Raw genomic sequence first — 23,022 nt, forward strand, 5'->3', positions numbered from 1 at the left:
CACGGTCTTGTCCGTGCCGTTCCGTGTCCGTGTCGTGTCCGGCTCTGGTCGTGCGCGCCTCAGGCTTTGACCGGGGGGGGGGGGGGGGGGGGGGGGGAGCCGCAGGACGTCCTGATCGACGGCGAGACCATCGCCGAGGTCGGTACGGGCCTGAGCGCGGGGGGGGGGGGGGGGCCGGCAAAGCGCGGCGTTCACCTCTGCGGGTTGCCGCCCGCCCCCACGGGTGCCTGCATCTGGTGGGCGGAGTGCGCGGAGAGGGACGCGACCGGAGCGGTCTCGCTCAGGTGCCCCACGTGCGGACGGGCCCTGTCGGCGGGGGAAGTTTCGGCGATGGCGGCGGTCGCCGGACCGGGCGGGGGCGCCGCGCTCTTGCGCTCGTCAGGCGCGTTCGCCACCGAGGACCAGGTACGGAGCCGGTGGCTGGCGGCCTCGTCGAGAGTCACGGGCGCCCCACGCTGCTCGGCCAGCCGGCTGGCCTCCCGGCCGAGCGCGGCCACGTCGTCCCAGCGCAGGGTCAGCACCACGGAGAGCTCGGCGCCGCCGCCCGGAAGCCCTTGCATCACTGAATCAATGCGATCGGTCATGTCCGCTCCTGTCGTTGGCACAGAGACGTATCGGCGCACCTGGCTCGGGCGCAGGCAGCCGGTAGTACGCAACGTGTGGGCGGCGTGTTCAGCGAGTGTGGAGATCTCCGCGGCCGCAGCAGCCGCTGTCGCCGGCGCCCTTGGTGGCTCTCGGCCGGGCATCCGCGTGGGCGGGCAGATCGCTGACCAGCGCGTCGCGGCCCGCGCGGCCGTCCGCGACGGCGGAGCCGAACGGGGGCGGGAAACAGGTTGTTCGGGTGGCAGGCCGAGCCGGGCCCCCTGGCTCGCGTGGAACGCCATGAAGGGCGTTCCCGCCCGGCCTACCGCCTCCGGTGCTGAACGGAACTCACCGGCAGGAGCGTCGTATCCTCCGCAGCCGGCCTCACCCCCGTGTGGCCAACTCCTGGGCGGAGTCGTGGTTGTGGTTACACGCCTGCCGTGCTGGGTGCGGCGGCCGGCTGTTGCGTCGCCTGCTGTCCGTCCTTGACGGCCCGGTAGTAGACGGACTTCTGCTGCTTGGTTCGTTCGCTCTGGTTCTTGGCGACCGAGGCTTCCAGCGCATTGCGCACCACTGTGACGCTCAGCGTGCGCTCCGGGTGTGCCTGGGCGAGCTCATGGGTTACTTCGGCTGCCGACCGCGGTTCGTCGTGCTTGGCGAGGACGGCGACGACGAGTTCACGCAAAGGGGGGGTGCCCTTGTTCGCCTTTGCTCCGGTGTTCGGCTGTGCGGTCTTCCTGGACGGCTTGTCGTGGTCCGAAGTCGCCTTGGCACGGCGCGGCTTGGGAACAACCGTTTTTGCGGCCGGGCCGGCCTTGGCCGTCCTGGTCGCCCGGTTCTTCTTCGCGGGCGTGGTGCCCAGGGCCGCCCGCATGCTCACCAGCAGCTCATGGTCTTTCTCCAGTGCTTCGAGCTGTGCCTGCAGGGCGGCCACCTCTGACCTGACGCGTTCTTGTTCTTTGGTGTTGTGCTCCAGATCCGCGTCGACCTGGTGGGCGTATTGCGACTGCAGCGTGGGGTTGTTGCTTTCCGGCATGACAGCTCTCTTTCCTCGCACCACTGTTGGGGGCGGATGTTACTCACATTTCTCGCACGTGCAGAACCACGTGTGTGTGGCGATTCGACAGCACCGCTCTACTCGCTGTCGAGTAAGGCGCCCAATTTCACTCGCAGTAGCGTTCGTGCCATGTGGTGTCCGCTGTCAGTGGGTGAGGGACCCCGTTCGTGCGTTCGCATGTTTGAAAACCCGCTGCGTGCCTACGTGCTTACGTGGAAACCATCGAGCGACACCTTGGAGGTACCTCATGGGCATCATCGCCTGGATCCTCATCGGACTTCTCGCCGGCCTCATCGCCAAGGCACTGCTGCCCGGCAAGGACCCGGGAGGCATCATCGTCACCATGCTCATCGGAGTCGCCGGCGGGCTGCTGGGCGGCTGGCTCGGCAAGGTGATCTTCGGCGTCGACTCCATCGACGGCTTCTTCGACCTGTCGACGTGGATCGCCGCCATCGTCGGATCGCTCATCCTGCTGGTGCTCTACCGCCTGGTGACAGGGGGCCGGAGCCGGTCGCACGCCTGATCACCGGCCCCCTCACCACGGCCGCCCGGCAGTTACCGCGTCTCGTCCCCGTCCGCCGGCTCGACGTGCATCGCGGCTTCCTCCGCCGACGCCGCACCGCCGTCGATGCCGACATCCCGTCCCAGTACGCCGATGTTGCGCCGCGGCGCCTCCTCGGGCACCGGGGCGATGCGGCCCGCACGGGTATCGGCGGCCTGCTCCTCCAGGGGTTCCCCCTCACCCCCGGGCAGGTCGCCGACCTCGTCGCCCTCCGGCGGCCGTACGTCGGGCGTTTCCTGGGCCAGGCGCTGATCGAGGGACTCCCCTTCGCGCTGCTCCTCGCCCGTAGTGCCGTACTTCGTCACTCCCAGGGCACGCTCGGGCGGGGAGTATCCCTCGTCCAGCATCTCGTCCAAGTCGCGTTCGCCGACCGCGTTCTGCAGGTCGAGGTCGTCGGTCGGCCTGTTCTGTACGTCGGAGTGTTCGGGCTGGTAGACGTCGTCGCCACGTGCCGCTTCCTCAGACATCCGCTGGTTCCTTTCCGCGTGGTGTGTCCTGCTCCGTGCTCGCGCAGGTGTGTACCCGGCCGGACACACACCACACCGCATTCACGGCATTTCTCACATTTCTCATGGCGAGCCCGGCAACGGTTGTTCCGTCCAGATCGTCTTTCCGTGGCGTGTGTACCGGCTGCCCCACCGCTCGGTGAGCTGCGCGATCAGGAAGAGGCCGCGTCCGCCTTCCTCCGTGGCGCGTGCGCGTCGCATCCTGGGCTGCGTACTGCTGGGATCGGACACCTCGCAGATGAGGGTCGCCGTACGGATGAGCTTGAGCTCGACGGGGCCGCCGCCCGCGTAGCGGATGGCGTTGGTGACCAGCTCGCTCGCCACCAGTTCCGTGGTGAAGGCAAGTTCGTCCAGGCCCCAGCGGGAGAGCTGTCCCACCACCAGCGCACGGGCGTCGGCCACCACGGCCGGGTCCGGCTCCAGGACCCATGTCACGCTGTCGTCCGGGGAAATCCCACGGGTACGGGCGAGCAGCAGCGTCACGTCGTCCGACAGCGGGCTCGGGGCCAGATCCGCCACCATCTCCCGGCCGACGTCCCGCAGCGGACGGTCGAGGGCGTTGGCGGCCGTCAGCCGGTTTCTGAGCGCCGCCATTCCTTCGTCCAGGTCGGCCCGCGGCCGCTCGACCAGGCCGTCGGTGTAGAGCGCCAGTACGCTGCCCGGTTCGACCGCCATCTCCACGGGCTCGAAGGGCAGTCCGCCGACGCCCAGGGGCGGTCCGGGGCTGACGTCGGCGTAACGGACGGTCCCGTCCGGAGCGAGCAGGGCGGGCGGGGGGTGCCCGGCGCTGGCCATGGCGCACTGCCGCGACACCGGGTCGTACGTCACGTACAGACATGTGGCACCGAACGAGTCGTAGGCGCTCTGTGGTGCGGAGCTCTGGTTGCCGTTATCGAAGGTGCTGTTCTCCACCGTGAGTTGCGAGACGAGGTCGTCGAGGTGGGTGAGCAGTTCGTCGGGTTCGAGATCGAGGTCGGCCAGCGTGCGCACGGCGGTGCGCAGTCGGCCCATCATCGCTGTGGCCTGCAGGCCGTGGCCGACCACGTCCCCGACCACGAGGGCGACGCGCGCGGAGGACAGCGGGATGACATCGAACCAGTCCCCGCTCACTCCGCCGGCCGTGTCCGCCGGGAAGTAGACGCTGGCGCTCTGCACGGCGGCCGTCTCGGTCGTCGTCGGCGGCAGCAGGCTGCGCTGCAGGCTCACGGAGGCGTGCCGTTCGCGCGCGTACCGGCGTGCGTTGTCGACGACCAGGGCCGCGCGGGAGGCGATCTCCTCCAGCAGGGCCAGGTCATCGGCGCCGAAGAGCGCGCGCTCGCGCGTGCGCCACACCGTGACCCGTCCCAGGAGCCTGCCCCTGGCTCGCAGCAGCGCGCTCATGCCCGAGCGGACGCCGGACCCGGGCGCCGGGCCGGGCACGTCCTCGTCGGGCGGCCGGTGCCCGGACGGTGGCGGCCATACGCTGCCGCGCGGGGCGTCGTCGCCGGCGTCCACCCGCATGGAGCCACCGACCGGCAGCGGCCCGGCGTCCGCGGGGCCCGCCACGGCCGCCCGGCGCAGTACGTGATGCCGTTGCTCACCGGGGCCGGGCTCCTCGTGGGCGAACACGGCTTCCGCGATGTCGACGGCGGCCAGGTCGGCGAGAAAGGGAACCAGTACGTTCGCCAGGTCCTGCGTGGTCTCCGCGACGGACAGCGAGTTGCCCAGTACGGCGGTGACGCGGTGCAGCAGGTCGAGGCGCTCGCGGGCCCGCCGCTGCTCAGTGACATCGGTGAAGAGGGCGGTGACGCCCATGACGCGTCCGTCCGCCTCCTGCAGGCGGAACGCGGACAGCGCCATGATCCGCCCCGTCCCCGGGTCGACCCGTGTGCGTACGAGGGCGTCCATCGCCACCAGGGGCGTCCCGGTCGTGAGCACTTTTCGAAGCTGCTCGTCGATCACGCGCGCGTCCTCGTCCCAGAGGAACTCCTCCAGGCGCAGGCCGCCGAGGTCGGCGGGCAGGCCGGTGTACGGAAGGAGCTGGGTGTTCGTCCGTACGAGTCGCAGGTCTCGGTCGAACACGGCGAAGCCGACACGTTGCTGGAGGAACAGCTCCTGCATGAACGCGTGATCCTGACGCCACCTCGTCATCAGGGCCCGAGGCGCCACCAGGAGGAAGAAACGCGCCGCGCGCCGGTCGGGCAGTCCGCGGTCCAGCGGGAGGACACGGAAGATGAGGTCCGATTCCCCTCCGCCGCCCTCGCGCACCACGGCGCGGCCTTCCCACACCGGGCGGTCCCGCTGCGCCATGACCTCCGGCCACCGGCCGGGGTCGGTGAGCAGGTCCCGGATGCGCCGGCCGTACAGCTCGTCGGCCCGCCATTTCAGGAGGGCCTCGGCCGCCGGGGTGCAGCCGAGCACCGTCCCGTCGGCGTCCACGAGCAGCCCGGCCGCGTTGCCTGCGTCGAGGGGATCGTCGCTGCTGCGAGCTATGCGCACACGCACCCCCGAGATCGGCTTCTCACCGGCCTCGATCCGGCCGGACGATCGGCACCCTTGATCCGTCGGTGTCCTTCGTTCTCTTGATCAGGCTATCCATCACCCCGGCTGTCCGCTGCCCGGAGGGCGGAAGACCGGCCAATGGCGGATGGCACCGGAGGCGCCGGCGTGCGGTGGTGGCGGGGCTGTGTGACCCTGGCCGCGAGAGTGGCCGCAGCGACCGAGGGAGACGGTGATGAACCAGCTCGGAGACAAGCCGGAAGAGGTCCGCAAGCAGCTGGAGGAAGAGAAGCGGCAGGCCCGGAAGCAGGAACGCGAGTCCGCCGACCGGGCTTCCTCCGAGCCCGGCGAGCAGTCCGGGGAACCGGACGACCCGACGTACGCCGACGAGCGGGACCGGGGCTGAGCGCGCTGTTCACGCCGGTCGCGGATGTGGCCACAAATGCGAGACTTGGACCTATGGACTGGGCTTCATGGACGACGCTCGGGGTACTGACAGGCCGCGGCGGGGTGCTCACCGAAGAGGTGGGTGTTCTGACGGGGGACCTCACGGTCCACACCACGTGGGCCGACGGTGAGGCGAGAATCGCTGTGCAGTACAGCGGATCGTCGGACTGGTTCACCATGTCGGGCAGCCCCGTGCCCTCCTCTTCGGAGGCTGACAGCCGGAATCTGCACGACGCCGTGGTAGCAGCGATACGTGCGGGTGGCGCCGCCACTGTCCCCTCTCCGCCACACAGTCCCTCGCCACAGTGACACCGCCGCTCCCCCGCCCGTAGAGGCCGGCCGTAAAGGCTCTGCTCCTTGCTCGGCATGCTGATCCACTCACCCGCGGACGGCCCACCACAGCAAGGAGAACGGCCATGCGCGCGAGTGATCTCGCGGAAACCTACCCCTACATCTCGGTCGACGCCGACGCGGTGGAAGCGGCCCGGCTGCTCGCCCGGCACCAGCTGCCCGCGCTGCTCGTGGTCGACTCCGATCAGCGGCCGTATGCCATCGTGCCGGGCTCCCAGCTCATCAAGCAGCTGGTGCCCGACTACCTGATGGAAGAACCGCTGCTGGTCTCCGTGATCGACGACCGGCACCTCGTTGAAGTCATGGAGAAGGTCAACGGGCTGACGGTCGCCGAGTGGCTGCCGCCGCGCACCTACGCACCGCCGGTGGTCGGCCCCGACGCCGGTCTGCTGCAAGTGGCGGCCCTCATGGCCCGTACGCGCAGTCCCCTGGTCGCCGTGATCGAGCGCTACGGCGACGAGGTGCGGCTGCTCGGCGCCATCACGGCCGCCTGCCTGATGACCCATCTCGTCGGAGGATCGTGAGCGGCTGACAGAGCTGGGCCGCGCTCGTCGTCTTCGTGGGCGCGTACGCCCTGATCATCAGCGAGAAACTGCACCGGGTGGCGGTCGCCCTCGGCGGCGCCGCGCTGATGCTGGCGATCGGGGCGACGGACGACACGTCGGCGTTCTACTCCGAGCGCAGCGGGGTGGACTGGAACGTCATCTTCCTGCTGCTCGGCATGATGATGATCGTCGGCGTGCTCAAAAAGACCGGCATGTTCGAGTACCTCGCCATCTGGTCCGTGAAGAGGGCGCGGGCCAGACCGTTCCGGATGATGACCATGCTCGTCGTCATCACGGCCGTCGCCTCCGCCCTCCTCGACAACGTCACCACCGTGCTGCTCATCGCCCCGGTCACGGTGCTGGTCTGCGAGCGGCTCGCGCTGCCGGTCGCCCCCTTTCTGATCGCCGAGGTTCTGGCGTCGAACATCGGCGGCGCGGCCACTCTGGTCGGTGATCCGCCGAACATCATCATCGCCAGCCGCGCCGGCCTGACCTTCAACGACTTCCTGGTCCACCTCGCCCCGCTGTCGGCGGTGCTGATGCTGGTCCTGATCGCTCTGTGCCGCTGGCTGTTCCGCAAGTCCTTCGTGTACGACGAGGAGCGCGCGGCGGAGGTGATGTCGCTGGAGGAAGGCGAGGCTATCCACGACCGGCGCCTCCTCGTCCAGGGGCTGGTGGTCCTCGCGCTGGTCGTCGCCGGGTTCGTACTGCACCCCGTACTGCACTACGAGCCGAGCGTCGTCGCCCTGCTCGGCGCCGGGCTGCTCATCGCCGTCTCCAGCGTGGCGGACCGGTGACGTGCTGGGTGACGTCGAGTGGCCCACGCTCGCCTTCTTCGCGGGGCTTTTCGTGATGATCGGCGGGCTGATCGAGACCGGTGTGATCGGTGAGGTCTCCCAGCGCCTCGCGGCCGTCATCGGTGACAACGAACTCGGCGGCACCATGCTGCTGCTCGGCGCCTCCGCCGCGCTCTCCGGCATCGTCGACAACATTCCGTACGCCGCCACCATGGCTCCCGACGCTGCCCGGCTGCTGGCCGAGCACCGGCTTCCCGGGTTGCTGGTGCTCGACGGACGCGGCGAGCCGAAGGCGATCCTCCCCGCGTCGCAGCTCGTCAAGACCCTGGTCCCGTCCTACGTGATCGATGATCCGGGGCTCGCCGCGGTCATCGACGAGCAGCACGCCGACCGGCTGTGCGAGCGCCTGGCCGGGCGCCGTGTCGGCGACTGCCTGCACCGCACCACGCCCCCGCCGCCGATCGCCGCCCCCGACGACACCGCGCTGGAGGTGGCCGCGCTGATGGCGCGGGTACGCAGCCCGCTGGTCGCGGTGGCGGAGAAGACGCGGGAGGGGACGCACCTGATCGGCGTGATCACTGCCTCCCACCTGTTGCAGGAACTCCTCGGTTCGATGAGCACACCCGGCGCGGGCACCGGCCCGTAGCGGCAGCTCCACGGGCGGTCACGGCGGCCCACCCAGGGGCGGCTGAGCGGCCGGTTTCCCGATCCCATGTGTGAGACGCGCCTGACGAGGAAGGCGATCGGGACGAGCCGACCAAGGAGAGCACGTGAGCGACCGCAAGAACATATTCGTACTCGGCCTGGACGAGGCCAACCTGCCGACTCTGCGAGCCGTGCCCGACGCACAGGAGTACGCGTACCACCCTCTGCTCACGATCGAAGAGCTCCAGCACGGCGAGGTGTCGGTGGCCGAGCTGTTCGACAAGGCGCGGGGGGTGCTCGACTCCTTCGAGGGCAGCATCGACGCGATCGTCGGCTACTGGGACTTCCCCGTGAGCACGCTCGTACCGATGCTGAGCGAGCGCTACGGCACGCGAAGCACGGGCCTGGAATCCGTCGTCAAGTGCGAGCACAAGTACTGGAGCCGGCTCGAACAGCAGAAGGTCATCGACGAGCATCCGCGTTTCGGCCGGGTCGATCTGGAAGCCGATGATCCGCAGCCGCCCGAGGGCGTGCGCTTTCCCATGTGGCTCAAGCCCGCCCTGTCGTACTCCTCGGAACTCGCCTTCGGCGTCAAGGACCAGCAGGAGTTCCGCGAGGCGGTGGAGGCGATCCGCAAGGGTGTCGCCCGGGTGGGCCGGCCGTTCGAGTACATCCTCGACCGGCTCGACCTGCCCGAGGAGATGGCCGGTGTCGGAGGTCAGGTCTGTCTCGCCGAGGAGGCCCTGTCGGGTATCCAGGTCGCGGTGGAGGGTTACGTCCACAACGGCGACGTCACCGTCTACGGCGTCCTGGACTCGATCAACTACCCCGGCTCCTCCAGCTTCCTGCGCCACCAGTACCCCTCGGCCCTGCCCGAGCCGGTGGTACGCCGGCTGCACGACGTCTCCGAACGGGTGATGCGGCAGATCGGCATGGACGCGGCGACCTTCAGCATCGAGTACTTCTACGATCCGCACACCGACGCCATCAATCTCCTGGAGATCAACCCCAGGCACTCGCAGTCGCACGCGGAGCTGTTCGAGTACGTCGACGGGGTGCCGAACCACCACTGCATGCTCAGCCTGGCGCTGGGCAAGGACCCGTCCCTTCCGCACCGGGCCGGCCCCTACGAGGTGGCCGCCAAGTGGTACTACCGGTGGTTCGCCGACGGTGCGGCGCGTCAGGTGCCCACGCCCGAGGACATCGAGCGGATCGAGCGGGAGATACCGGGCGTACGGGTCGACGTGGTGCCCGAGGAGGGGCAGCGCCTGTCGGAGACTCCGCACCAGGACAGCTACAGCTACGAACTGGCCCACATCTTCACAGGCGGGAACAGCGAAGAGGACCTGCGGGCGAAGTACGACCGCTGTGTGGCGGCCCTGGGTCTCGCCTTCGACGAGACCGAACCGGGCGGACGCGACCAGAAGAACGTCTGAGGACCCGAGGAAAGGAGCGGCCCCGCCGTATGCGTTTCGTGAGCAATCTGCCGCACGCGACGAAGGAAGAAGAACACGTCGTCGTCCCCCTGTCCGACGGCACGCGCCTGTCCGCCCGTATCTGGCGTCCGGTCTCCTCCGACGACGAGCCCGTGCCGGCGGTGCTGGAGTACATCCCGTACCGCAAGCGCGACCTGACCGCGGTGCGCGACTCGATCCACCACCCTTACATCGCAGGTCACGGCTATGCGTGCGTACGGGTGGACCTGCGCGGCACGGGCGACTCCGAGGGCGTGCTGGCCGACGAGTACCTGGAGCGTGAGCAGGCCGACGCCGAAGAAGTCCTCGCCTGGCTGGCCGAGCAGCCCTGGTGCGACGGGAACACCGGCATGATGGGCATCTCCTGGGGTGCCTTCGCCGCCCTCCAGACGGCGGCCCGGCGGCCGCCGAGCCTGCGCGCCGTCGTCATCGCGTCCTTCACGGACGACCGGTACGCCGACGACATGCACTACATGGGCGGCGCGATGCTCTCGGACAACCTCGCGGAGGCGGGGACGATGTTCGCGTATGCGACGTGTCCGCCGGATCCCACCGTGGTCGGTGACCGCTGGCGTGACATGTGGCACGAACGGATGGAACACACCCGCCCGTGGGTCCTGGAGTGGCTGCGCCACCAGCGCCGCGACGACTACTGGCGGCACGCCTCGGTGTGCGAGGACTACGCGGCCGTACGCTGCCCCGTCCTCGCGTCCAGCGGGTGGGCCGACGGCTACTCCAACGCCGTGACGCGGCTGCTGGGGAACCTCGACGTACCGCGCAAGGGGCTGATCGGGCCCTGGTCCCACAAGTTCCCGCATCTGGGTGAGCCCGGCCCCGCCATCGGTTACCTCCAGGAGGTCGTGCGCTGGTGGGACCACTGGCTGAAGGGTGTCGACAACGGTGTGATGGACGGCCCGATGCTCCAGACGTGGATGCAGGACAGTGTGCCGCCCTCGACGTCGTACGAGGAGCGGCCGGGCCGCTGGGTCGGGGAGCCCGACTGGCCCTCGCCGCACATCGAACCCGTCGCGCATCCGCTGCTGCGGCACCGCATTGTCACGCCGGGAGAGGCGACGTTCGGGGAGGGGGACGGAAGCGACGGCAGCGACGGCAGCGACGGCAGTAGTGACGGTGAGGCGATGACCGTCCAGTCGCCCCTGTCCGTCGGTCAGTTCGCGGGCAAGTGGGCCTCGTACAACGCCCCGCCGGACCTGCCGTACGACCAGCGTGAGGAGGACGGCGGCTCCCTGGTGTTCGACACCGGCCCGCTGGAGGAGCCGGTCGAGATCCTCGGTTCACCGACCGTCGAACTCGACCTGTCCGTCAGCGAACCGGTGGCCACCGTCGCCGCCCGGCTCTCCGACGTCGCACCCGACGGGCGTGCCACGCGCGTCACGTACGGCGTGCTCAACCTGACGCACCGCGACGGTACGGGCGAGCCCGAACCGCTGGAGCCGGGACGGCGTTATCGCGCGACGGTCCAGCTCAACGGTGTGGCCCAGGTCTTCCCGCGCGGCCACCGCATCCGGCTCTCCCTGTCCACGTCGTACTGGCCCCTCGCCTGGCCGCCGCCCCGGCCCGTCCTGCTGAGCGTTCACGAGCGGTCCAGCACGCTGACGCTGCCGGTGCGTCCGGCGGAGGAACCGGACGAGCTGCCGCAGCGCCCCTTCGGCGAGCCCGAGGGTGCACCGCCGATCACGACCACCCGGCTGTCCGCTCCCGAACAGCGCTGGGAGGTCAAGCGCGACCTGATCGGGTACGACTGGGCGCTGGAGATCGTGAAGGACCGGGGCACCGTGCGCATCGACGACATCGGGCTCGATGTCGGCTGCCGCGCGTACGAGCGCTACACCGCGACCGCCGACGACTTCACCTCCGTCGGCGGCGAATCGGCCTGGACCATGCGGTTCCGGCGCGACGACTGGGACGTACGGGTGGAGACCCGTACCGAACTACGGTGCAGCGAAACGGAGTTCTTCGTCGACGCGACCCTGGACGGTTACGAAGGGGAGCGGCGGGTCTTCTCCCGCACGTGGAACGAGACGCTGCCACGGGACTCGCTGTAAGCAGTCCCCTCGGGGTGACGAGAACCGGCCAACGGCCGGCGTGTCCCGGCCCGCGCCGTGCACCGGCGCGGGCCGGGCGACGCGTGGCCCGCGCCCCCGCGGCTGCTGGAGGGCGGGGCGTGGGAGACCGGCGTGTACGAACGGGGTGTCCACGAGACCGTCAGCCGTCATACGCGCGAGGCCGAGGCCCGCGCGCAGCTCCTGCGTCTGCTGACCTGAGGTTGCCTGTCTGCGTGCCGGACGTGAACCGGCCGATTTCCGCCAAGTCGGTCGCCGACGCGGCAGCGCTCCAGTCGTCGGCGCCGGTGGCGCACCCCGAGCCGAAGCAGCCCGACCTGACGTCCAGGACCATACGTTTTCCGGCCGCCCAGGGGTCGCCGCTGCCGGCGGCGTACGTCACGCTCACGTAGGCGCGCTTCACGGTCGCCCCGTCCGGGACGGACGACGTGTCGAAGGAGAGCAGCGCGCGGTTGTGCTGCCCGTCCGAGCCCCTGCCGACCGCCAGTCCGTACGTGTCCTCCAGCGTTCCGACGGCCGGTCCGGCGCCGGTCGCCGATGCCTTCACGTACCCGTCGTCCGCTGCCCTGCTCGGCAGGACCACCGTTTTGGGGTCGCTTCCGGGGGGTGGTGTTCCGTTGTCGCCGAGGCCCCAGAACTGTCCGATGCGGTACGCGGCGCACAGATTGACGTCGAGTATGTACGCGCCGGCGGTGCCGCACTGCTGCGCGCCGGTACCGGGGTCGGCCGGCTGGCCGTGGCCCATGCCGGTGATCGAGTACGTCTCCACGACCGGCCGTCCGGCGCTGTCGCGGTAGACGGCGTGCGGGTAGCCCGCAACGGTGTCCGTGGTGTCGGCCGGTCGTGTCGCTCGTGCCGTGCCAGACGGAGACCCTCGGCCAAGGGTCCGCGTAACCCGGATAGGCGGCGCGGACCTTGTCGCCCCAGGCAGAAGAGGAGAGGTTGGTTTCGGGGCTCATGCAGGTGAAGGCGGCCGCGAGCCGCGCTTGATGTCCGCCGGCTCGAACCAGTTGAAGCACGCGTTGGGGTTGTTGCCCGACTGCTGCTGCGGCAGCAGAAGCGCGAAGCCCCAGCGGTCGGCCATGGCCGTCCAGCCGGTCTCGGCGTCGAACGCGGCGGCGGACTGCGTGCAGCCGTGCATCGCCACCACCAGGGGGCGACCGGCCGGCAGGCCGTCCGGAACGTACCGGAACATCCGCAGATTGCCCGGATTCGTGCCGAATCCTGTGACCTCGGTGAGCGCGGCGGCCCGCGCGGCGGGCGCGAAAGCGGCCCAGTGGGTGCCAGCAGCGTGGCGAGCAGTGCCAGCAGACGGCGACGGCGGGCAGCCTCTTCCTCGCATGGGGCGGGCTCTTGTGCGTACAGGGCGGGGCGGCGCCACCGTCACCGGCCGCGCCGGGTGTGGTCCACACACGTTGTCGTTGCCGCGAACCATGGCCCGCAAGCGATGCTTTCCGGTCGAAGCGGCTTAGGTGAGGCCTGAACCAATTCGACTAAGGAGCAGGTCAGAGCGTCGTTTTGTGTTGTACCACTCCACCCTGTCCACATGATGGACACCTCCCCAGGTGACATGCACACCACCTCCGAGCTGCCCGAACGACCATTCGGTCACCCGTTCCGATCGTGTACGGCCGGAATGAGTTGATCAGTGTGCACTCACTGTCCGCGTCAGCAACACTCCTGACCGCAACACCTCCGCAACTCATCCGCAATCAGAGGAGATTCATTCATGCGTCGCATCCGGAACACGCTCGGCGCCGTCGGCGCGGCCACCGTCCTCGCGCTGACCGGCACCGCCGCCGCGAGCCCGGCGCACGCGCAGCCGACCGGGACGGCCAGCCTGTACGCCCCGTCCGCCCTCGTACTCACCGTGGGCAGCGGCGAGGAAGCCGGTCCGATGACCGTGGAGCGCGCCGTGACGCTGAGCTGCGAGCCCAGGCCCGCAGGCACCCACCCTTCCCCCGCGGCCGCCTGCGGTGAACTGCGGGCCGCGGGTGGCGAGTTCTCGGGTCTGATCGACACCTCGCCGCGGCGGATCTGTACGCGCGAGTGGGACCCGGTCGTGATCACCGCCAACGGCGTGTGGCAGGGCAAGCAGGTTTCCTGGTCGGCCACCTTCGGCAACAGGTGCCTGATGGAGGGCGGCCTGGCCGAGACCACGCTGTTCGCCTTCTGACCGTCCGCTCCCCCGGACGAGACGCCCCGGCTGGTCGGGGGAAACCAGCCGGGGCGGCAAAGACAAGAACACGGAGGGCGGCCGTCTCCCGGTGAGGGGCCGCGGTCAAGCCGCGGAGCGGCGGCCCAGCAACGCGCCTGCGGCGATCCTGGCGGGCCGGCACAAGGTCTGGCCGTGGGCGGCGAAGAGTTCGTCCCGTGAGGAGAAACGTCCGAGGTCGCGCCGTACCACTGCCGACAGGTCGAACGACGAGCAGCCGTCCGCTCCGCAGGTCGAGCCGTCCCAGTCCACGGCGGTGGAGGCCAGAGCCTCGAAGAGTGTCTGTGACCCGGTGTTCGTGAAGCCGGCCGGGTTCGCCTCGCCGAGGGCGCCGAGGGGGGCGTACAGCTCGGAGACGCCCACCCACTCCTGTCCGAGCCGGAACTCCGGCCATGCCAGGACCACGGTGTCGGGCACCAGGGGGCGCAGCCGGGGAAAACGCGGATACCAGAACGACCCGTCGACCAGAAGGCCCCGTACGCGGGTGGGGATTCCCGCCGCGCGGGCGACCGCCTCCAGGACCGCGAGGCGCTGACTGCACGACCCGCGGCGCCGGGCCAGCGTCCGGGAGGCGCACTGCGCGTCGTCGAGAGCGTAGACCGCGCGAACCCGGTCGCTGATCAGGCGGTGCGCGGCCAGCAGCAGCGGGCGTTCGCCGGTCCCGGCGGCGGCGGACCGGGCATCTGCCAGCAGCTCCTGGACGCGCTCGTGGCGCCAGTCGAGTATCGCGGTCGGGACGGCGGATCCGGGGGCCTCGCCGGCGCGGGCAGACGCGGGTCGCCGGTGTCGCCACCACGGAGTCAGCACGATGCTCGTCATGGCCGGATGGTACGACCCGCCCGTCACCGGCCCGGACACCGGCTCCGGTCCTGCGTGCCTACGACCCTTTGTCCTCGCCGCGGAAGAAGTCGCGAAAGCGGATGCGAAAGGGGTTACGCGAGGGGACAAGGCCCGCTAACTTCCTTGAAACGAACCGGACATGCATGCCTGTCCGGTGACCTTCCGGCGCGACGGCGCGCGCCTGGCTCCCTCCCGGCAGGACTCACGTCCTGGTCCGCCGGGCCCCCACCCCCCCTCTGGGAGACTTCTGTGCGCGAAAAACCGTTCAGCCCCCGTCTCATACCGGCGTTCCTGCTCACCGCGTTACTCACGGCCGGTTTCCTGACGCCCGCGGGATCCACCTCCGCCGCACTCCGGGACGCGGACCGCGCGGCAGCGAAGGCGGCCGCGGCCGAGGAGTTCCAGCAGGTCACCCTCGCCAAGGGCGTCGCGGAGACCGGCGAGCCCATGACGATGGCGGTACTCCCCGACCGCTCGGTGCTGCACACCTCGCGCGACGGCACGCTGCGGCTCACGGACGCGGCGGGCACGACAAAGGTCGCGGGCAAGCTCGACGTCTACAGCCACGACGAGGAAGGGCTCCAAGGCGTCGGTGTGGACCCCGGCTTCGCCTCCAACCGCCTCATCTACCTCTACTACGCCCCGAAGCTCAGCACCCCCGGCGGCGACGCGCCGGGCGACGGCACCGCCGCCGACTTCGCCCCCTTCGACGGCGTGAACCGGCTCTCCCGCTTCGCACTCGCCGCCGACGGGGCCCTGAACCTCGCCAGCGAGAAGAAGATCCTCGACGTACCGGCTTCGCGCGGTATCTGCTGTCACGTGGGCGGTGACATCGACTTCGACGCGCAGGGCAACCTGTACCTCACCACCGGCGACGACTCGAACCCCTTCGCCTCCGACGGTTACACGCCGATCGACGAACGCCCGTCCCGCAACCCGGCGTACGACGCCCAGCGTTCCGCGGGCAACACCAATGACCTGCGCGGCAAGGTGCTGCGCATCAAGGTGAACGCGGACGGCTCGTACTCCATCCCCTCGGGCAATCTCTTCGCGCCCGGCACGGCGAAGACCCGCCCCGAGATCTACGCCATGGGCTTTCGCAACCCGTTCCGGATGAGCGTCGACAAGGCCACCGGGACCGTCTACCTCGGCGACTACGGGCCCGACGCGGGGACGGCGAACGCGAGCCGGGGGCCCGCCGGCCAGGTCGAGTTCAACCGCGTCACCAAGGCCGGCAACTACGGCTGGCCGTACTGCGCCGGCAAGAACGACGCGTACACCGGCTACGACTTCGCCACCGGCGCCTCGGGCGCGAAGTTCGACTGCGCCGCCCCCAAGAACACCTCGCCCCGCAACACCGGCCTCACCGACCTGCCCCCGGCCCAGCCCGCCTGGATTCCGTACGACGGCGGCTCGGTACCCGAGTTCGGCAGCGGCTCCGAGTCCCCCATGGGCGGACCGGTCTACCGTTACGACGCCTCCTCCACCTCCGATGTGAAGTTCCCGCAGAGTTACGACGGGAACTTCTTCGCCGGGGAGTTCGGCCGCAAGTGGATCAAGCGGATAGCGCAGGGCACCGACGGAACCGTCCAGTCCATCAACGCCTTTCCCTGGAGCGGCACCCAGGTGATGGACATGGCCTTCGGCCCCGACGGAGCCCTGTACGTCCTGGACTACGGCACCGGTTATTTCAACGGTGACGCGAACTCCGCGCTGTACCGCATCGAGCACATCACCGGCGGCCACTCCCCCGTCGCCCGGGCCAAGGCCGACCGCACGTCCGGCAAGGCGCCACTCACGGTGGCGTTCTCCTCGGCGGGCAGTGCCGACCCGGAGGGCGACCCGCTCGGCTACGCGTGGAAGTTCGGCGACGGAGGCACGTCGACCGCCGCGAATCCGTCCCACACGTACACGGCCAACGGCCAGTACACCGCCGAGCTCACCGTCTGGGACGGCACCGGCAAGAGCGCCACCGCGTCGGTGCGGATCACCGTCGGCAACACCGCGCCGACCGTGAAGCTGGAGCTTCCGGTGGACGGGCGGATCATCGATCCGGGCGCCGCCGTGCCGTACAGGGTGACCGTTACCGACCCCGAGGACACCTCCGTCGACTGCTCCAAGGTGAAGATCACCTTCATCGTCGGGCACGACAGCCACGGGCACCCGCAGACCTCCGCGACCGGCTGCTCCGGCACCGTACAGACCATCGCGGACGGCGAGCACGACCCGAACGCGAACATCTTCGGCGTCTGGGACGCGGAGTACACCGACAAGGGTGCGAACGGCCAGCCCGCCCTGACCACCCACGCCCAGCACATCAGCCAGCCCAGCCGGCGGCAGGGCGAGCACTACGGCGACTCGTCGGGCGTCCAGGTCGTGAGCCACACACCGGCCCACGGCGGCAGGACGGTCGGCCACATCGACAACGGTGACTGGATCTCCTTCAAGCCGTACGCCCTCGACGACGCGACCCGGTTCACCGCACGGGTGGCGTCCGGCGGAGTCGGCGGCACCATCGAGGTACGGGCGGGCTCCCCCACCGGCACCGTGCTGGGCACGGCGACCGTTCCCCTGACGGGCGGCTGGGAAGCGTACCGGGACGTCAGCACCGCGCTGACGAACCAGCCCGCCGGTACGACCACGCTCTACCTCGTCTTCAAGGGCGGCTTCGGCGCGCTCTTCGACGTCGACGACTTCCGGTTCACCACCTCGGGCGCCGGTACCCCAACGGGTGAGGTGACGGGTGTGAACGGCAAGTGCCTGGACGTCGCGGGCGGGTCGTCCGCCGACGGCACACAGACCCAGCTGTGGACCTGCAACGGCGGCGCCGCGCAGCGGTGGACACTGCCCGGCGACGGGACGCTGCGGGCGATGGGCAAGTGCCTGGACATCAGCGCCGGCGGGACCGCCGACGGTACGAAGATCCAGCTGTGGACGTGCAACGGCACCGGCGCACAGCAGTGGCAACCGCAGCCCGACGGGACCGTGCGCAACCCGCAGTCGGGGAAGTGTCTCGATGCCGAGGGCGGCACCTGGAACGACGGCACGCGCACACACCTGTGGTCATGCCACACCGGCCCCAACCAGAAGTGGACCCTGCCGTAGCAGGAGAGGAGGCGTAACCGATATGCGTACTGCCCTCACCAAGGCCGGCTGTCTGCTCGGGGCAGCGTTGCTGTGCCTGGCTGCCGCGCCCGCCGTGGCCACCAGCACCCGGACACCGGACGCACCCGCTCGCACCGCGGTCCCGGCCGCGGCCGCGGCCGATCCGGCGTACAAGATCCTCGTGTTCTCCAAGACGGCGGGGTTCCGCCACGGTTCCATCGACGACGGTCTCGCCGCTCTGCGCGAGCTCGGCGGCGCGAACAACTTCACCGTGGACGCCACCGAGAACTCCGCGGCGTTCACCACCGCCAACCTCGCCCAGTACAAAGCCGTCGTCTTCCTCTCCACGACCGGGGACGTGCTCAACGGCACGCAGCAGACGGCGTTCGAGCAGTACATCAAGGCCGGCGGCGGCTACGCCGGGATTCACGCGGCCGCGGACACCGAGTACGACTGGCCGTTCTACGCCGGACTCGCCGGAGCCCTGTTCCACTCCCATCCGCACAATCAGACGGCGACGGTCGAGGTGGAGGACCGCGCCCACGACGCCACCGCCCATCTCGGCGCCACCTGGCAGCGCTTCGACGAGTGGTACAACTACCGCACCAACCCGCGTACGACGGCCCGTGTCCTGGCCTCGCTCGACGAGTCGAGCTACTCGGGCGGCAACATGTCCGGCGACCACCCGATCTCCTGGTGCAAGGGGTACGAGGGCGGCCGGGCCTTCTACACGGGTGGCGGTCACACCGACGAGTCGTTCACCGAACCGGCCTTCCGCAGGCACCTGCTCGGCGGCATCCGCTGGGCGGCCGGTATGACGGAGGCCGACTGCCGTCCCGAGACCGGGTACACGCCGTTGTTCGACGGTACGGGCACGGCCGGCTGGAAGCAGGCCGGCCCCGGCTCGTTCACGCTGGCCGACGGCACCCTCACCTCTCAGGGCGGGCTCGGGATGCTGTGGTACTCCGCCAGGGAGTTCACCGGCGACTACTCCCTCAAGCTCGACTGGCGGATGGACGGCGACGACAACTCCGGGGTCCTGGTGGGCTTCCCGGCGTCCGACGACCCCTGGTCGGCGGTCAGCAACGGGTACGAGATCCAGATCGACGCCACGGACAGCGCCGACCGGACGACCGGATCCGTGTACGGGTTCAAGTCCGCCGATGTCGCCGCACGCGACGCCGCGCTCAACCCGCCCGGTGAGTGGAACACGTACGAGATCCGCGTGACCGGCGAACGGCTGGAGGTCTTCCTGGGCGGCCGCAGGATCAACGACTTCACCAACACCGATCCCGCCCGCAGCCTGCGCCAGGGGCACATCGGAATCCAGAACCACGGCGACGGCGACCAGGTGTCTTTCCGTAACGTCCGCGTCAAAACATCCGGCGGTACGCCGCCGGGTCCGCGCACGGGGGAGGTCAAGGGCGTCAACAGCAAGTGCCTGGATGTCGCCGGCGGCGCGACCGGCGACGGCACCCGGGTCCAGTTGTGGACCTGCAACGGCGCGGCCGCACAGAAATGGTCTCTGCCGGGCGACGGCACCTTCCGCGCCCTGGGCAAGTGCCTGGACGTCAGCGGCGGCGGGACCGCCGACGGAACGAAGATCCAGCTGTGGACCTGCAACGGCACCGGCGCGCAGCAGTGGCAGCCGCAGCCGGACGGGACCGTGCGCAACCCGCGGTCGGGCGGATGTCTCGACGCCGAGGGTGCCACCTGGAACGACGGCACCCGCGTCCACTTGTGGAGCTGCCACACCGGCCCCAACCAGAAGTGGCTGCTGCCCTGAGTGACCGTCAGCGTCGCCGGAGACGGATGCCCGTCTCCGGCGACGACCGGGTCAGCCGGCCATGACGGTGGCCCGCGCGATGAGCAGCGCTACGTCGTCGTGGTCACCCGGATGCCGCAGGGCGTGCAGGAGCAGGTCGCAGGTCTCTTCCAGAGAGCCGTCAGGGGCGCTGAGGTGGGCGAGGAGAACGCCCAGTCGTTCGTCGATGGCCTGGTCACGCGTCTCGACCAGGCCATCGGTGTAGAGGACCAGCCGGTCGCCGGGGCGCAGGTCCAGCGTCGTGGTGTGGAAGGTGAGGTGACCGACGCCGAGAGGGGCGCCGGTGGGCAGGTCGAGCAGTTCGGGCGCACGGCCGGGACGTATCAAAACGGGCGCCAGGTGGCCGGCGTTGGAGATGAGGCACTGCGCCTGATGCGGATCGTAGACGGCGTAGATGCAGGTCGTGATGGTCTGCCCCATGCGGTCGGTGATGCGGTCGAGATGATGCAGTACCTGGGCCGGGTCGAGGTCGAGTTCGGCCAGGGTGCGGGTGGCGGTGCGCAGTTGGCCCATTGTGGCGGCGGCGCTGATGCCGCTGCCCATGACGTCACCGACGACCAGAGCGCTCTTGTCGCCGGTCAGCGGGATGACGTCGAACCAGTCTCCGCCCACTTCGTCGGCCGCCTGCGCGGGCTGATAGCGGCTGGCGATCTCCAGGCCCGGCTGGTGCGGCGGCTTCTCGGGCAGGAGGCTGCGCTGGAGGGTGAGTGCGGTGTTGCGCGCCTGGCGGTACCAGCGCGCGTTGTCGATGCAGACGGCTGCCCGCGCGGCGAGTTCACCGGCGAGCACTTCGTCGTCGGCGCTGAAGGGTTCCGGGTTGCTGGTGCGTTTGAGGTCGAGGGCTCCGAGTACTTTGCCGCGTGCAATCAGCGGCACGGCCAGGTAGGAGTGCAGTCGCGCGGTGGCCAGGAGCCCGGCGGCCTCGGGACTGCGGGCGATGTACCGCAGGTCGTCGCTGCTCACGCGGGGCACGCGAACGGGGCGGCCGGTGTTGACGCACCGGGTGACCAGCCGGTCGGCCTCGTACCTAGCCACCTCGCCCGGCGGGTCGGCGGCACGTACCGCCTCGCTGGGGTACGCGCTGGCCACGGCGAGGGCCCGGAACACCGCGGGCCCTGTCTGTGCGGTCACGGCCGAACGGCCGTTCAGGACACTGTCGAGGACGTCCACGGCGGCTACGTCGGCCAGTTCCGGCACCGACACATCGGCCAGCTCGCGGGCGGTCTCGTCGAGGTCGAGCGTGGTGCCGATGCGGATGGAGGCGTCGGCGACGAGCGCGAGGCGCTGGCGCGCCTGGGCGGCCTCGCTGGTGGCGCGCCGCCGCTCGGTGACGTCGACGACCGAGGTGGCCACCCCGATCACTTTCCCGTTGGACGCCTCCAGCCGGTAGAAGGACACCGACCAGGCTTTCTCGTGCTCCGGGTCGGCCGCGGTACGCCCGATGGACTCCCGGTCGACGATCGGGACACCGGTGGCCAGGACCTCACGCATCGCAGCTTCGATGGACTCGGTGTCCAGGAAGGGCAGCGCCTCGTGGATGGTGCGGCCGACATGCTCGGCGGCGGACAGACCGTTGATGCGTTCGAGTGCCGGGTTGACCGTGACGTACCGCAGATTGGTGTCCACGACCGCCAGGCCGATCGGTGACTGGGTGACCAGCCGGGTGGACAGGGCGAGATCGCGCTCCACCGTTCGCAGCATGGCCTGGTCGGTGGCCAGGCCCAGGGCGTAGAGGTCTTTCCGGTCGTCCTCCAGCCGCATGTTGCGGAATTCCACCAGCCGTGTGCTGCCGTCTTTGTGGCGCATGGGAAAGACGCCCGCCCAGCCCGCTCCTCCTGCCATGACCTGCTCGAACAGGCTGTCCACCAGCTCCAGGTGCTTCTCCTGGACCAGGAGCCGCCCCGCGAACCGGCCGAGCGCCTCGTCGGCGGAGTAACCGAACAACTGCTCGGCCTGCGGGCTCCACAGCACGATCCGCCCGCGCGCGTCCAGCACCACGGCCGCGACGCTCAGCAGATCCAGCAGACCCCCCGGTCCGGACGGAGCGCCCCCCGGCTGGTCGGGGTGGGCAGGGACGGGTTCGGTTGCGCGCATCCCGGGCTCCTTCCGCCCGCCGCCGTTAGCTCCCATCGTCTCTCTACCCGGGGTGCGCCCGCATCCCCTGTGCAGTGCCTTCCGGTGTGTGGTGCCTGCCGCCGTACAGCGCAACCGGGAACCCCTCGAACAGCGTGATGATTGATGTGGGAGCCGTCGTCGCTCCGGTCAAGGAGCGGTGCGCCTCCCGGTCCGAACCGGAAGGTGACAGCCATGCGTACAGCCCGCGCCAAGAGACCGGCCGCAGCCTCACTCGCCACGCTGGCGCTGCTGATCGTGGCAGCGTGCGGGGGCGGGGGCGGGAGTGGCGGCGCGGAGGAAACCACTCCGGCGCCGGACAACCGTGTTTCGTCCAGTGCGCGGGTCCTCGCGGTGAAGATCGACAACGTCGGGGCGGCGCGTCCGCCGACCGGCCTGGAGCAGGCGGACATCGTCTACCTGGAGCAGGTGGAAGCCGGCCTCAGCCGCATACTCGCCGTCTACTCGTCCGATGTGCCGCCCGTCATCGGCCCGGTACGCAGCGCCCGCGAGTCGGACCTTGAGCTGCTGCGGCAGTTCGACCGGCCCACCCTCGCCTACTCCGGCGCGCAGAGCAGGCTGACGCCGCTCATCGAGGCGGCGCCGCTGAACGCGCTGTCGCCCTCGGAGGCACCGGACGCGTACTTCCGCGGCAGCGAGCGGCCGGCGCCGCACAACCTGTATCTGCGGCCGGGGAACATACCGCACCCCGGCACCGGCACGAACGCCGCCGAGGACATCGGGCTCCGCTTCGGCCCGGCGCCGGGCGGCGGCACCACCGCCGGGGAGCGGACGGTGCGCTATCCGGCGGCGAGCTTCACCTTCACGTGGTCCGCCGACCAGAGGCGCTGGCTGGTGGAGATGGACGGGGTTCCTGCCCGTACGACCGAAGGGGACCGGCTGGCCGCGGCCACCGTCGTCATGCAGGAAGTGACCGTGCGCCCGTCGGACTTCGGTGACCGCTCGGGCAACAGGACACCGTTCACCGAGACCGTGGGGTCCGGTTCCGCGACCGTCCTGCGCGACGGCAAGGCGTACGACACGCGATGGTCGAGGGACGACGCCGAGTCCCGGACCGCGTTCACGGCCCCGGACGGCAAGCGCATGATGTTCGCTTCCGGCCAGATGTGGGTCGTGTACGTCGCACGCTGACCCGAGATGTCGGCGGGGACACATGGAGTCACATGGAGGGGCCCCGGTGCATCCGGCACCGGGGCCTTAGGGGTTCAACACCATCTGTCGGCGCTTGACGCCGACTCTTGTATTCCGCATGTCCGCCGGGAAGGCCGGAGATGCGGTGACTTGGGATGCCTGACCGGGGACCACCTCTCAATCCGGGGTCTGCGGTACCTGAGCGACTCGAACCTCACTCAAGTGCTCCTGATGGCGTCTGCTC

Annotated in this window: 20 protein-coding genes and 1 pseudogene; 13 read left to right on the plus strand and 8 right to left on the minus strand. The window is 70.1% G+C overall.

All coding sequences use genetic code 11. The features are described from left to right. Positions 1-191: 191 nt before the first annotated feature. Both G412_RS41010 and G412_RS0118390 read right to left on the minus strand, forming a co-directional pair. Positions 192-584, minus strand: coding sequence for a hypothetical protein (locus tag G412_RS41010; protein ID WP_244283104.1), 393 nt, complete (start codon positions 582-584; stop codon positions 192-194). A gap of 425 nt (positions 585-1,009) precedes the next feature. After that, positions 1,010-1,618, minus strand: coding sequence for a hypothetical protein (locus tag G412_RS0118390; RefSeq protein ID WP_028813352.1), 609 nt, complete (start codon positions 1,616-1,618; stop codon positions 1,010-1,012). A gap of 268 nt (positions 1,619-1,886) precedes the next feature. On the opposite strand from G412_RS0118390, the gene G412_RS0118395 reads away from it, so the two are divergent. Next, positions 1,887-2,162, plus strand: coding sequence for a GlsB/YeaQ/YmgE family stress response membrane protein (locus G412_RS0118395; protein ID WP_028813353.1), 276 nt, complete (start codon positions 1,887-1,889; stop codon positions 2,160-2,162). Positions 2,163-2,194: 32 nt separating this feature from the next. Here G412_RS0118395 and G412_RS0118400 read toward each other — a convergent pair whose 3' ends face one another. Together G412_RS0118400 and G412_RS0118405 are read right to left on the minus strand one after the other, a co-directional pair. Next, positions 2,195-2,668 carry a DUF5709 domain-containing protein gene (locus tag G412_RS0118400; RefSeq protein ID WP_028813354.1) on the minus strand — a complete coding sequence of 158 codons (474 nt, stop codon included), beginning with the start codon at positions 2,666-2,668 and terminating at the stop codon, positions 2,195-2,197. A 102-nt stretch (positions 2,669-2,770) separates the two neighbouring features. Next, the gene (locus G412_RS0118405; RefSeq protein ID WP_244283106.1) at positions 2,771-5,185 is read right to left on the minus strand and encodes a SpoIIE family protein phosphatase; all 2,415 of its coding nucleotides are present in this window, start codon (positions 5,183-5,185) and stop codon (positions 2,771-2,773) included. A 235-nt stretch (positions 5,186-5,420) separates the two neighbouring features. Here G412_RS0118405 and G412_RS39735 point away from each other — a divergent pair, with 235 nt between their 5' ends. The 8 genes and pseudogenes from G412_RS39735 (at position 5,421) to G412_RS0118435 (ending at position 11,511) form a co-directional block, all read left to right on the plus strand. After that, complete coding sequence (locus tag G412_RS39735) at positions 5,421-5,591, plus strand: hypothetical protein (protein WP_157839132.1); 171 nt, start codon at positions 5,421-5,423, stop codon at positions 5,589-5,591. A 53-nt stretch (positions 5,592-5,644) separates the two neighbouring features. Continuing rightward, on the plus strand, positions 5,645-5,941 hold the full coding sequence (locus G412_RS41015) for a hypothetical protein (RefSeq protein WP_078607125.1): 297 nt from the start codon (positions 5,645-5,647) through the stop codon (positions 5,939-5,941). A 107-nt stretch (positions 5,942-6,048) separates the two neighbouring features. Beyond that, on the plus strand, positions 6,049-6,507 hold the full coding sequence (locus tag G412_RS0118415; protein WP_028813356.1) for a CBS domain-containing protein: 459 nt from the start codon (positions 6,049-6,051) through the stop codon (positions 6,505-6,507). Positions 6,508-6,542: 35 nt separating this feature from the next. Next, positions 6,543-7,325: a sodium:proton antiporter gene (locus G412_RS35105; protein ID WP_167546470.1), complete on the plus strand. Its 783-nt coding sequence runs from the start codon at positions 6,543-6,545 to the stop codon at positions 7,323-7,325. A 55-nt stretch (positions 7,326-7,380) separates the two neighbouring features. Then, positions 7,381-7,506 (plus strand): annotated as a pseudogene (locus G412_RS41445) (hypothetical protein); the annotation flags it as partial. A gap of 30 nt (positions 7,507-7,536) precedes the next feature. Next, a complete protein-coding gene (locus tag G412_RS40215) occupies positions 7,537-7,971 on the plus strand; it encodes a CBS domain-containing protein (protein WP_051338467.1) in 435 nt (144 codons plus the stop codon). Between the two features lie 124 nt (positions 7,972-8,095). Then, a complete protein-coding gene (locus tag G412_RS0118430) occupies positions 8,096-9,406 on the plus strand; it encodes an ATP-grasp domain-containing protein (RefSeq protein WP_028813357.1) in 1,311 nt (436 codons plus the stop codon). A 29-nt stretch (positions 9,407-9,435) separates the two neighbouring features. Further along, positions 9,436-11,511 (plus strand): CocE/NonD family hydrolase, encoded by a 2,076-nt coding sequence (locus G412_RS0118435; protein ID WP_028813358.1) that lies wholly within the window; start codon positions 9,436-9,438, stop codon positions 11,509-11,511. Positions 11,512-11,671: 160 nt separating this feature from the next. Here G412_RS0118435 and G412_RS41020 read toward each other — a convergent pair whose 3' ends face one another. Together G412_RS41020 and G412_RS41025 are read right to left on the minus strand one after the other, a co-directional pair. Then, on the minus strand, positions 11,672-12,298 hold the full coding sequence (locus tag G412_RS41020; RefSeq protein WP_051338456.1) for a hypothetical protein: 627 nt from the start codon (positions 12,296-12,298) through the stop codon (positions 11,672-11,674). 186 nt (positions 12,299-12,484) lie between these two features. Further along, the gene (locus tag G412_RS41025; protein WP_244283107.1) at positions 12,485-12,871 is read right to left on the minus strand and encodes a PHB depolymerase family esterase; all 387 of its coding nucleotides are present in this window, start codon (positions 12,869-12,871) and stop codon (positions 12,485-12,487) included. Positions 12,872-13,258: 387 nt separating this feature from the next. Between G412_RS41025 and G412_RS0118445 the strand changes: the two genes are divergently transcribed. Continuing rightward, on the plus strand, positions 13,259-13,705 hold the full coding sequence (locus G412_RS0118445; protein ID WP_028813359.1) for a subtilase-type protease inhibitor: 447 nt from the start codon (positions 13,259-13,261) through the stop codon (positions 13,703-13,705). Between the two features lie 105 nt (positions 13,706-13,810). Here G412_RS0118445 and G412_RS0118450 read toward each other — a convergent pair whose 3' ends face one another. Then, on the minus strand, positions 13,811-14,563 hold the full coding sequence (locus tag G412_RS0118450) for a transglutaminase domain-containing protein (RefSeq protein ID WP_028813360.1): 753 nt from the start codon (positions 14,561-14,563) through the stop codon (positions 13,811-13,813). A 270-nt stretch (positions 14,564-14,833) separates the two neighbouring features. On the opposite strand from G412_RS0118450, the gene G412_RS0118455 reads away from it, so the two are divergent. Further along, positions 14,834-17,689: a PQQ-dependent sugar dehydrogenase gene (locus G412_RS0118455; protein ID WP_028813361.1), complete on the plus strand. Its 2,856-nt coding sequence runs from the start codon at positions 14,834-14,836 to the stop codon at positions 17,687-17,689. A gap of 22 nt (positions 17,690-17,711) precedes the next feature. Beyond that, complete coding sequence (locus tag G412_RS0118460; RefSeq protein ID WP_028813362.1) at positions 17,712-19,475, plus strand: ThuA domain-containing protein; 1,764 nt, start codon at positions 17,712-17,714, stop codon at positions 19,473-19,475. Between the two features lie 51 nt (positions 19,476-19,526). On the opposite strand, the gene G412_RS0118465 is transcribed toward G412_RS0118460, so the two are convergent. Further along, complete coding sequence (locus tag G412_RS0118465) at positions 19,527-21,608, minus strand: SpoIIE family protein phosphatase (RefSeq protein WP_028813363.1); 2,082 nt, start codon at positions 21,606-21,608, stop codon at positions 19,527-19,529. Positions 21,609-21,821: 213 nt separating this feature from the next. On the opposite strand from G412_RS0118465, the gene G412_RS0118470 reads away from it, so the two are divergent. Beyond that, positions 21,822-22,778: a DUF3048 domain-containing protein gene (locus tag G412_RS0118470; protein WP_028813364.1), complete on the plus strand. Its 957-nt coding sequence runs from the start codon at positions 21,822-21,824 to the stop codon at positions 22,776-22,778. Positions 22,779-23,022 lie beyond the last annotated feature (244 nt).

It is taken from the genome of Streptomyces flavidovirens DSM 40150 (assembly GCF_000429085.1).
GTDB lineage: Bacteria > Actinomycetota > Actinomycetes > Streptomycetales > Streptomycetaceae > Streptomyces > Streptomyces flavidovirens.